8 protein-coding genes are annotated in these 9888 nt (G+C 68.9%); 1 reads left to right on the top strand and 7 read right to left on the bottom strand.

Features of this window, described 5'->3' with window-relative positions; all coding sequences use genetic code 11:
* Positions 1-71 precede the first annotated feature (71 nt).
* Genes cysS through ODR01_RS23870 form a run of 3 tightly spaced genes read right to left on the bottom strand, consistent with a single transcriptional unit; the run spans position 72 to position 3972 of the window.
* On the bottom strand, positions 72-1454 hold the full coding sequence (gene cysS / locus ODR01_RS23860; protein WP_316980224.1) for a cysteine--tRNA ligase: 1383 nt from the start codon (positions 1452-1454) through the stop codon (positions 72-74).
* On the bottom strand, positions 1451-2314 hold the full coding sequence (locus ODR01_RS23865) for a glutamate--tRNA ligase family protein (RefSeq protein WP_316980225.1): 864 nt from the start codon (positions 2312-2314) through the stop codon (positions 1451-1453). Before ODR01_RS23865 ends, cysS begins: the two co-directional genes overlap by 4 nt.
* Positions 2311-3972: an NAD+ synthase gene (locus ODR01_RS23870; RefSeq protein WP_316980226.1), complete on the bottom strand. Its 1662-nt coding sequence runs from the start codon at positions 3970-3972 to the stop codon at positions 2311-2313. The genes ODR01_RS23865 and ODR01_RS23870 overlap by 4 nt, the downstream gene beginning before the upstream one ends.
* Positions 3973-4227: 255 nt before the next feature.
* Here ODR01_RS23870 and ODR01_RS23875 point away from each other — a divergent pair, with 255 nt between their 5' ends.
* A complete protein-coding gene (locus tag ODR01_RS23875; RefSeq protein WP_316980227.1) occupies positions 4228-5283 on the top strand; it encodes a hypothetical protein in 1056 nt (351 codons plus the stop codon).
* 21 nt (positions 5284-5304) lie between these two features.
* Here ODR01_RS23875 and ODR01_RS23880 read toward each other — a convergent pair whose 3' ends face one another.
* The 4 genes from ODR01_RS23880 to ODR01_RS23895 form a co-directional block, all read right to left on the bottom strand.
* Positions 5305-6474: a nicotinate phosphoribosyltransferase gene (locus tag ODR01_RS23880; protein ID WP_316980228.1), complete on the bottom strand. Its 1170-nt coding sequence runs from the start codon at positions 6472-6474 to the stop codon at positions 5305-5307.
* A gap of 20 nt (positions 6475-6494) precedes the next feature.
* Positions 6495-7877, bottom strand: coding sequence for a class II 3-deoxy-7-phosphoheptulonate synthase (locus ODR01_RS23885; protein WP_316980229.1), 1383 nt, complete (start codon positions 7875-7877; stop codon positions 6495-6497).
* Between the two features lie 114 nt (positions 7878-7991).
* Entirely contained in the window at positions 7992-9353 is a 1362-nt protein-coding gene (gor, locus tag ODR01_RS23890) for a glutathione-disulfide reductase (protein WP_316980230.1), read from the bottom strand.
* 19 nt (positions 9354-9372) lie between these two features.
* The coding region (locus ODR01_RS23895; protein ID WP_316980231.1) for an aldehyde dehydrogenase family protein at positions 9373-9888 on the bottom strand (516 nt) is incomplete at its 5' end.

Raw genomic sequence — 9888 nt, forward strand, 5'->3', positions numbered from 1 at the left:
TTCCAGCGGCGGCCAGGCCCACCTCACCCTCCCTCTGCCCCCAATCGGGCGGAGAGGGAAAACCGGCCGGTTCAGCCTCGCCGCCAGGTGGTGCCGCCGGCGCCATCCTCCAGCAGGATGCCGTGGGCCTTCAGGTCGTCGCGGATCTGGTCGGCGCGAGCAAAGTTCTTGGCCTTGCGCGCCTCCTTTCGCTCGACGATCAGGCGCTCGATGGCGGAGTCGTCCGGCGAGACGGAGGTCGCCGGCCGCCACTTGAACCACGCCTCGGGGTCCTGGCGCAGCAGGCCGAGGACGTCGCCCCCGGCCAGCAGGCGGCCCTTGAGGGCAGCCTTTTCGTCGGCGCCGGCCGCCTTGTTGAGCGCCCCCACCGCCTCGTGCAGGTGCGAAAGGGCCAGCGGCGTGTTGAGATCGTCGGCGAGCGCGCCCAGCACCGCCGGCGGCGGCTCGGCGGGCGCCGCCTCGATGTCGGCGACGGCGCGCAGCGCGGTATAGCAGCGGTCCAGCGTCTCCTTGGCCTGCCTGACCCCATCGGCCGTCCAGTTGAGGGGCTGGCGGTAGTGGGTTTGCAGCAGGGTCAGGCGCAGGGCCTCGCCGGGGTGGTCGGCCAGCAGCTGGCGTACGGTGAAAAAGTTGCCGAGCGACTTCGACATCTTCTCGCCCTCGACCATCAGGTAGCCGTTGTGCATCCACACGCGGGCCATCATCGGGGTGTCGTGGGCGCAGCGGCTTTGCGCGATCTCGTTCTCGTGGTGGGGGAAGATGAGATCCTGGCCGCCGCCGTGGATGTCGAAGGTCTGGCCCAGGTACTGGCCGCTCATGGCCGAGCATTCGATGTGCCAGCCGGGCCGGCCGCGGCCCCACGGGGACGGCCAGCCGGGCTGGGCGTCGGTCGAGGGCTTCCACAGCACGAAGTCGGCCGGGTCCTTCTTGTTGCCGGCCACCTCGACCCGCGCCCCCTCGATGACCTCGCGGCGGTCGAGGCGCGACAGCTGCCCGTACTCGGGCATGCTGGGCACGTCGAAAAGGACGTGGCCGTCGCCGGGCGCGTAGGCGTGACCCTTGGCAATCAGCGCTTCGATCAAGACGATCATCTGCCCGATGTGGTCGGTGGCCCGGGGTTCGATGGTCGGCGGCAGCGCACCCAGGGCGCCCATGTCCTCGTGGAAGGCGTCGGCGGTGCGTGCCGTGATGACGTCGATCGGCTCGCCCGATTTCTGCGAGGCGGCGATGATCTTGTCGTCGACGTCGGTGATGTTGCGCACGTAGGTGACGTTGCCATAGAGGCGCTTCAGCAGCCGGTAGAGCACGTCGAAGACGACCACCGGCCGGGCGTTGCCGATATGGGCGAAATCATAGACGGTGGGGCCGCAGACATAGAGGCCGACCGCATCGGGCTTAAGCGAGACGAACGCCTCCTTGGCGCGGGTCAGCGTGTTGTAGAGATGAAGCGTCACGGAATCCTCGTGGTGGCAGGGGGCCGCTGGCCGATCAGCCGGGCATTGAGCTGGCGCAGGGCATCGAGGTCGAAAGCCGGCGGGAACCGCCCGAACGAAGCGAGGTCGAGGTCGGCCGCCAGGTCCGAAAGGGAGAGGGAAGGCTCGATGATCTGGCCACGCCCCAACCCCGCCAGCAGCGAATTCAGCGCCATCGCCTCGATGCCGGCGTCGCGAATCGATTCGACGGTCAAGGGGGCCAGGCGCTTGCCCAGCGGCTTGCCGGTGCCGTCGGTCAGCATCGGCAGGTGGCCGAAGGCGGGCGGGGCCGTTCCCAGGGCCTCGAACAACTGGATCTGGACGGCGGCCTTGGCGATGTGGTCGGCGCCGCGGATGACGTCGGTGACGCCGAGGTCGATGTCGTCCACCACCGAAGCCAGCAATTGCAGGCAGGTGCCGTCCGGACGCATGACCAGCGGATCGCTGAGGCCGGAAGCCTCGACCGCCTGGCGGCCCTGCACCAGGTCGTCCCACGCCATCTCGCCGGCGGCCAGGCGGAACCGCCAGCCGGGCTCGGCGGCCCCGTCCTCGGTCGCATAGACGCGGCCCGCCGCCAACAGCTGCGCGACGGCATCGCGGTAAAGATGGGTGCGTTCGGACTGGCGGGCGAAGGCGCCCCATTCCAGGCCCATCCACAGGAGATCGCGCTCGATGGCGATGGCGGCCTCGGCCGTCGCCTCCTCGGCCGCCGCCTCGTCCAGGCGCACCAGGAAGGTGCCGCCGCGAGCCTTGGCGAACAGCCCGTTGACCAGCGCCACGCGGGCGTCGCCCACGTGGGGCGGGCGCGACGGTATGGCGGCGAAGCGGACGACGGGGCTCATGCCAGATCCGTGAAGCGGTTGGTGAGCGGATAGCGGCGGTCGCGCCCGAAGGCCCGATGGGTGATCTTGACCCCCGGCGGCGCTTGGCGGCGCTTGTATTCGGCGCGGTGCAGCATGCGCCAGACGCGTCGCACGGTAGTCTCGTCGAAGCCGCCGGCGGTCATCTCGGCGATCGAGCGCTCGTCCTCGACCAGGCCGCGCAGGATGGCGTCCAGTTCGTCGTAGGGCGGCAGGGTGTCCTGGTCGGTCTGGTTGGGCTTGAGCTCGGCCGATGGCGGCTTGGTGATGACCCGTTCGGGGATGACCCGCCCGCCCGGCCCCAGGGCGCCGGCCGGCCGTTCCCGGTTGCGCCAGCGGGCCAGGGCGAAAACGGTGGTCTTGTAGACGTCCTTGAGCACCGAATAGCCGCCGCACATGTCCCCATACAGCGTGGCGTAGCCGACCGACATCTCGGACTTGTTGCCGGTGGTCAGCAGCATGTGGCCGAACTTGTTGGACAGCGCCATCAGGGTGACGGCGCGGGCGCGGGCCTGGATGTTCTCTTCGGTCTCGTCGGCCGGGCGGCCGGCGAACAGCCCCGCCAGCATGTGGCCGAAGGCCTGCATGGCCGGCTCGATGGACACGCTCTCCAGCTTGGCCCCCAGCAGGCGGGCGGTCTCGGCGGCGTCCTCGACGCTGGCCCGCGAGGTATAGGGCGACGGCATGGCCACCAGGCGCACCCGATCGGCGCCCAGGGCGTCGACCGCGACCGCCGCGCTGAGCGCGCTGTCGATGCCGCCCGACATCCCCAGCACGATGCCGGGAAAGCCGTTCTTGTCGACGTAGTCGCGCAGGCCCGTCACCAGCGCCGCGAAGATCGCCTCCTCGCCGACCGGACGCGCCGCCACCGCCGCCGGCTCGCACACCCACACGCCGTCGCGGGCCCGCCAGCGGGTCACCGCCATCCGTTCGTCCCACGACTCCAGGCGGGCCATCACCGCGCCGGAGGCGTCGATGACGAAGGAGTCGCCGTCGAAGACCAGTTCGTCCTGGCCGCCGACCAGGTTGACGTAGGCGAGCGGCCGGCCGCTTTCGGCGGCCCTGGCGCGGGCCAGGTCGAGCCGGACGTCGGGCTTGTCGAATTCAAAGGGCGAGCCGTTGAGCACCAGCAGCAGGTCGGCCCCGCGCTCGGCCAGCGCCGCGGTGGCGGCGGCCGTCCACATGTCCTCGCAGATCAGCACGCCCAAGCGGGCGTCCCGGAAGGGAATCGGCTCGGGCAGCGGCCCAGCGGCAAACACCCGCTTTTCGTCGAACACGCCGTAGTTGGGCAGGTCGTACTTGCGCGTCACCGCGGCGATCCGTCCGCCGTCCAGCAGCAGCGCCGCATTGAACAGCCGGCCGCGCATCTGCCATGGCGCCCCCAGCAGGAAGGCCGGGCCGCCGTCGGCGGTTTCCCGGGCGAAGGCTTCGACGGCCGCCTCGACGCGGTCGATGAAGGCGGGCTTGAGCACCAGGTCCTCGGGCGGATAGCCGGCCACCAGCAGTTCGCCGCCGACCACCAGATCGGCCCCGGCGGCGGCCGCCTCGGCACGCACCGCACGGGCGCGGGCAAGGTTGCCGTCGATGTCGCCGACGGTCGGGTTGACCTGGGCCAAAGCGATGACGAGGTTCTGGTTCATGGCAGCGCGGGACTTCCGTTGCGGGCCTGATTCCGGCTGGCAACCTAGGCGGCGGCCCGGGGACTGTCAACGCCGCCATGAGGAAAGGCCGTCCGGCGGCCCGGCGGACAGGGGAATTTTCGGACCGTGAGGAAAAACGCAGCCGGGCATCTGGAATTTCTTGTATAAAGGGTTGATATAAGACACGGAATACAACGTCCCGGCGATGTCGGAGGGGGCCGGGACGCATGAAAGAAGGCAGGCGCAGGACACACGATGACCGAGAAGCCCGGAAGGGTCGACAAGGGGGTTGGGACCGGCACGTCCACCCCACGTCCCCGCAGTGGTTCCGACGTTCGTGAGCCGGCCGCGCTCGGACGCACGATCGAGCCCCTTCTCGCCCCCCGCTCGCCGCGCTCGCAGCCGGCACCCCTCAAGGCCAAGGCTCCGGCCCAGCCGCCTCGTCGCCCCGCCCCGCCGCCCGCGCCACCGGCGCCGCCCGCCGCGGCGCCAAGCCCTGTGGTGCCGCGCCCTGCGGCGCCGCGGCGGCCCGCGCCCTCGTCACTGTCGCCGGAGCGGGGCCGGGCCATCGCCGAGACGATGGTGGGATCGTTCCTGGAGCGGATGAAGGCCGAGGCGCAGCGCAAGGGCGGCACCCTGACGCTGACGGACATCGAGGCGCTGGATCTGGAATTCGAGCAAAAGACGGCGGCCCTGCAGGAGTTGCTCGAACAATCGTTCCAGAATTACCTGCGCGCCCACGCCCTGGGCAAGCGGCCGGAACGCCGCCACAGCCCGTTCGACCGCCTGATCGTCACCCCCATCGAGCACCTGTTCCCCCGCCGCGATCCGATTCCGACCAAGCCCGCGCTCTCGCGGCGCATCCTTCCCGGGTTCTTCATGGCGGTCAGCATGATGATCGGCGCCGACGCCATCGAAGACTACCGCAAGAAAGCCAAGGACATCTTCGATCGGATCGGCGCCGCGGCCGCCGGCGATGCCGGCTGGAAGCCCTTCCTCGCCGACGCCGGGGCGCAGCGGCTGCTGGCCGACTCGCTGATCGGCATGGCCGTGCATTTCGCCAATCCCGACAAGCGGGCGACCTGGTTCATGGCGGTGATCAACAACCACCTGAGCCCCCCGCACGCCGAGCCCGGCATCGCCAGCACCTGGAAACTCGGCCGGCCTGCCTATGAGCGGATGATCGACGCGCTTTTCTCCGACCTCATGGCGACGGTCGGCAACGCCAAGGCGCGCGAAGCCCTCACCCGGCGCTTCGGCCCGGAGACCTGCGCCTCGATCGTCACCATCATGAAGGGCCTGGGAGCCTGAGCGGTCTCCGCCGCGTGCAGCTCAGTCGGCGGCGTCGACGACGCCGCGCTTCTTCAGCAGGAATTCGCGGCCGACCTTGACCCGCGGCACGCCGTCGTAGGTGACGATGTCGGCGGTGGCATAGGTTTCGGTCCAGCGGTCGGGCAGGTAGGAGCCGGTGCCGATGACGTCGATGGGCGCCTCGGCATAGGCCATGACCCGGCACTTCTCGACGTTGAACCCCGACGAGCAGACGATCTTGACCTTCCCGAAGCCGGCCTGATTGAGGGCTTCGCGCACATGATACACGGCGGCGGCCGAAACGCCGGTGCCGGTGAGGTAGCGCAGCTCGGTCTCGTTGCGATAGAGCCGGAAGGCCATCGGCGCGTATTTTTCGAGCACCGCATAAGAACGCTGCGGCCCCAGCCCTTCCAGGAAACGCCCGCCGTGGGTGTCGAGGCGCACCGAGACGCGCCCCTCCGCCGCCCGGTCGGGGAAGCGCCGGCAGACTTCCAGGGCGTCGGTGATCTCGCGGCCGAAGAAGTCCGACAGGATCACCAGGTTCTCGTCGGGGAACATCTCGACGAACATCTCGGCGGCGCGCAGCGTCGAACCGGCATAGCCGATCAGCCCGTGCGGCATGGTGCCCAGGCCCTGCTTGAGGCCGAAATAGGGTGCCGTGGCATCATTCGACGTGCCGATGAAGCCGACCGCCCCCTTGTCGCGCTTGGCCGCCTCGGAACCGACCGCCGCGGCGTAGGCCATCAGTTCCTCCATCTCGATGCCGGCGCAGTGGCGGGCATCCATGGCGATGAAGGCGCTCTTCGGCAGGTCGCACGACATGGTGTAGGCGTTGTAGGCGGCGACGCAGCAGGCTCCCAGCTTTTGCAGATAGAGCGTCTCGAGGTCGACCAAGTGGTAGAACGAACCGGTCAAGTAGACCAGCGGCTCGCCGGCCCCCACCCAGTCGCCTTCCTGATAGTTGAGCTCGATCTGGAACTCGACCCCACGCTCGCGGGCCATGCGTTTCAGCCATTCGACCATCGGACGCGGCGTGAAGATGATGGGACGGCGCATGAAGATGGCATAGGTCACCGTCTTGTCGCCGAAACGGCCGATGGTGGCCTTGGTCTTCAGGAAGTAGCGATCGGTCCAGCGCGAGATTTCGTCGGCGCTGGGACCGCTGACCGCGGCAAGCGGTTTGTCGTACATGGCCGTTAGCTCCCCAGCCCTCAGGAACCGGCAACGGCCCGATGGCGCTGCTTGCTCCGCTCTTCCTTCAGCATCTCGGCGAGCAGGAAGGCCAGTTCCAGGGCTTGCTTGGCGTTGAGGCGCGGATCGCAATGGGTGTGGTAGCGGCTGCCGAGAAGCTCGTCGGTGATCGCCTGGGCGCCGCCGACGCATTCGGTGACGTCCTGTCCGGTCAGTTCGAAATGGACACCGCCGGCATGGGTTCCCTCGGCCTTGTGCACCGCGAAGAAGCCCAGGACCTCGGCCAGGATGCGGTCGAAATGCCGGGTCTTGAAGCCGGTCGTGCTTTTCACGGTATTGCCGTGCATGGGATCGCACGCCCACACCACCACCCGTCCGGCCCGCTTGACGGCGCGCACCAAGGGCGGCAGCAGGCGCTCCACGGCATCGGCGCCGAAGCGCGTGATGATGGTCAACCGCCCCGGCTCGTTGGCGGGGTTCAGCCGGTCGCACAGGCGCAACAGGTCGTCGGGCGTGGCGTTCGGCCCGATCTTGGCGCCCAGCGGATTGCCGACGCCGCGCAGGAATTCGACATGGGCGCCGTCGGCGTCGCGGGTCCGCTCGCCGACCCACAGCATGTGGGCCGAGGTGTCGTACCAGTCGCCGGTGGTGGAATCGACGCGGGTCATCGCCTGCTCGTAGTTGAGCAGCAGCGCCTCGTGCGAGGTGAAGAAATCGGTTTCGCGGATCTGCGGCGTCGTCTCGCTGGTCAATCCGCAGGCGGCCATGAAGGCCAGCGTCTCGTCCAGACGGTTGGCCATGTCCTGGTAGCGGGCGCCGGCCGGACTGTCGGCGACGAAGCCCAGGTTCCATTGGTGCACCTTGTGGAGATCGGCGTAACCGCCCTGGGCGAAAGCCCGAAGCAGGTTCAGCGTGGCCGCCGACTGGAAGTACGATTGGGCCAGCCGCTCGGGGTCGGCGGCGCGGGCCTCGGGCGTGAACTCCATGGCGTTGACCGAGTCGCCGCGATAGGCCGGCAGCGTCACGCCGTCGATGGTTTCGTTGTCGGCCGAGCGCGGCTTGGCGAACTGCCCGGCCAGGCGGCCGACCTTGACCACCGGGCAGGCCGCCCCATAGGTCAGCACCACCGACATCTGCAGCAGCACGCGGAACAGGTCGCGGATATTGTTGGGATGGAATTCGGCAAAGCTCTCGGCGCAGTCACCGCCCTGCAGCAGGAAACCGTGGCCGTTGGCGACGTCGGCCAGCACCGCCTTCAGCCGTCGGGCCTCGCCGGCGAAGACCAGTGGCGGATAGCGCTGCAGGCGCGCCTCCACCTCGGCCACCGCCTCGGGGCGGGGATACACCGGAACCTGCTTGACGGGCTTTTGCCGCCAGCTCGACGGGGTCCACTTCTCGGCCATTCCTGAACTCGGCATCGCAAGGGTTTTTAAGAAAGGACCTGAGGCTATACGCCGGTATATAGGAATTTTCCAGGGGGCTGTGCCAAAAAATCGCGCTTCCCCCCGACGGTTCGCTCAGGCGTCGGTCTCCGGGCGCTTGGTGCGCATGGTGACGAATTCCTCGGCCGCCGTGGGGTGGATGCCGACGGTGGCGTCGAACTGCCCCTTGGTCGCCCCGCACTTCAAGGCGACGGCCAGCCCCTGGATGATTTCGGGAGCGTCGGGACCGACCATGTGGCAGCCCAGCACGCGGTCGCTGGCACGGTCCACCACCAGCTTCATCATGGTGCCTTCGTCGCGCCCGGTCAGCGTGTGCTTCAGCGGCTTGAAGCGCGAGATGTAGACGTCGACGTCCCCCCGCGCCCGGGCCTCCGCCTCGTTCAGGCCGACGGTGCCGATGGGCGGCTGGCTGAACACCGCCGACGGAACGTTTTCGTAGCTCATGCGCACCGGATGGGCCTTGAACTCGGTTTCGACGAAGGCGTGCGCCTCGGCGATGGCGACCGGCGTCAGGTTCATGCGGTCGGTGCAGTCGCCGATCGCGAAGATGCCGGGAACCGAGCTGCGGCTCCACTCGTCCACGGCGACGGCCTTGCGGTCGTTCAGCTTGACGCCGGCATCCTCCAGTCCGAGGCCGGACGTGTTGGGATGGCGGCCGGTGGCGTACATGACGAGATCGGTTTCCATCACCTCCCGCCCCGAAAGCACCAGCGAATAGCCGCCGGGGGCCTTCTCGATGGAGCGCACCACGGTTTCGCGGCAGATCGTGATGCCCTTGGCCTCCATCGCCTTGGCCAGCGACTGGCAGATGTCCTCGTCGAAGCCGCGCAGCAGGTTGGCGGCACGAATGACGATGGTCACCTCGACGCCCAGCGCGGCGAAGATGCCGGCGAACTCGACGGCGATGTAGCCGCCGCCGACGATGACGACGCGGCGGGGCATTTGCATGAGGTCGAGGGCCTCGTTGGAGGTGATGGCGTACTCGATGCCCGGGATCTTCGGCAGCGTCGGCTTGCTGCCGGTGGCGACGAGGATGCGCTCGGCGGTCAGGGCCCTGCCGTCGACCTCGATGGTATGGGCATCGGCCAGCACGCCCTTGCCCTCGACGAGTTCCACCTTGCTGTCGCGCAGGATGCGCCGGTAGATGCCCTCCAGCCGCTCGAGCTCGTGGTTCTTGGCGGAAATGAGCGACGACCAGTCGAAGGTGGTGGGCCCGAGGGTCCAGCCGTAACCGCGCGCGTCCTCGAAGTCCTCGGCGAAGTGGGCGCCGTAGACCAGAAGCTTCTTGGGTATGCAGCCGCGCATCACGCAGGTGCCGCCGACGCGCGCCTTCTCGACGACGGCGACGCGGGCGCCGAGACTGCCGGCCAACCGGCTGGCCCTGACGCCGCCCGAACCGGCGCCGAGCGTGATCAGATCGAAGTCGAACTTCGGCATGGATGAACTCCCCCGCCCGTCAGGCCCGCTCGATTCCGCCCATGCACAGGTACTTGATCTCGAGGAAGTCGTCGAGGCCGTATTTGGAGCCCTCGCGGCCGACGCCGGATTCCTTGACGCCGCCGAACGGCGCCTCGGCCGTCGACATCAGGCCGGTGTTGATGCCGACCAGGCCGTATTCCAGGGCTTCGGCCACCCGCCACACGCGGCCGACGTCGCGGCTGTAGAAATAGGCGGCCAGGCCGAACTCGGTGGCGTTGGCAAGGCGCACGGCCTCGTCTTCGGTGCGGAAGCGGAACAGCGGCGCCACCGGCCCGAAGGTTTCCTCGCGGGCCACCGCCATCTTGGGCGTCACGTCGGCCATGACGGTCGGCTCGAAGAACGAGCCGCCGAGGGCGTGACGGCGGCCGCCGACCAGGACCCGCGCCCCCTTGGAGAGCGCGTCGGCGATGTGCTCCTCGACCTTCTCGACCGCCGCCATGTCGATGAGCGGGCCCTGCTCGGCCCCCGCCTCCAGCCCGTTGGCGACCTTGAG

It is taken from the genome of Shumkonia mesophila (genome assembly GCF_026163695.1).
GTDB lineage: Bacteria > Pseudomonadota > Alphaproteobacteria > Rhodospirillales > Shumkoniaceae > Shumkonia > Shumkonia mesophila.

Coding starts and splice junctions, on each gene's coding strand:
- ODR01_RS23865 (WP_316980225.1), bottom strand. CDS start 2,314: ATGAGCCCCGTCGTCCGCTTCGCCGCCATACCGTCGCGCCCGCCCCAC.
- ODR01_RS23870 (WP_316980226.1), bottom strand. CDS start 3,972: ATGAACCAGAACCTCGTCATCGCTTTGGCCCAGGTCAACCCGACCGTC.
- gor (WP_316980230.1), bottom strand. CDS start 9,353: ATGCCGAAGTTCGACTTCGATCTGATCACGCTCGGCGCCGGTTCGGGC.
- ODR01_RS23885 (WP_316980229.1), bottom strand. CDS start 7,877: ATGGCCGAGAAGTGGACCCCGTCGAGCTGGCGGCAAAAGCCCGTCAAG.
- ODR01_RS23880 (WP_316980228.1), bottom strand. CDS start 6,474: ATGTACGACAAACCGCTTGCCGCGGTCAGCGGTCCCAGCGCCGACGAA.
- ODR01_RS23875 (WP_316980227.1), top strand. CDS start 4,228: ATGACCGAGAAGCCCGGAAGGGTCGACAAGGGGGTTGGGACCGGCACG.